Raw genomic sequence first — 658 nt, 5'->3', positions numbered from 1 at the left:
CGACATCATGATTGCCGGAAAGGGTCTCGGTCAGTTTGCGAACAAACGCCTTGGCCTTTTCCTTGGGTATCGTCGTGACGACGGACATATGCCCGTTCGACCCCCGCTTGCGAATGATCCGATGCCCCAGAAAGACGAACCCGTCATCGACGTGGGTGATATGGGTCTTTTCCATATTCAACGTCAGCTTCAGGCGGTCTTCCAGAAAGGCCCGGCATTCCTCGCGGATTTCCTCGGCATGAACCTTCGTCCCCTTGACGAGGACGACGAAGTCATCGGCATAGCGACAATAGGCAATCGCAGGTTTCCATTGCCGGTTCTCTCGAACCGTGATGGGGCGGCCCTGCTGAATGCCGAAGTTCCATGCCCAGCGATCCTTGCGGGCTTTCCGGTTCAGGTATTTCGCCTCCAGCCACGCATCAAACTCGTGGAGCATGATGTTGGACAGGAGCGGCGACAGCACGCCGCCTTGCGGAACACCCTCACTGGACGCTGCAAACAGGCCACGGTCGATGTGACCCGCTTTTAGGATGCGCCAGAGAAGATCAACAAACCGTCCGTCCCGCACCCGCCGCCGAACGCATTGCAGAAGCAGCCGGTGATGAACGGTGTCGAAGTAGCTCGCCAGATCACCTTCGATGATCCAGCGGCCCCTCGT

General features: G+C 58.2%; 1 protein-coding gene. It reads right to left on the bottom strand.

Going from position 1 to position 658, the window contains the following annotated elements; translation table 11 throughout:
* A partial coding sequence (locus NYR54_RS19120; protein ID WP_479878022.1) for a reverse transcriptase/maturase family protein occupies positions 1–595 on the bottom strand: 595 nt, incomplete at its 3' end.
* Between the last annotated feature and the right edge of the window lie 63 nt (positions 596–658).

The sequence above is a fragment of the Chelativorans petroleitrophicus genome (assembly GCF_025398195.1).
GTDB lineage: Bacteria > Pseudomonadota > Alphaproteobacteria > Rhizobiales > Rhizobiaceae > Chelativorans > Chelativorans petroleitrophicus.
This window is presented reverse-complemented; position numbering and strand designations above follow the sequence as displayed.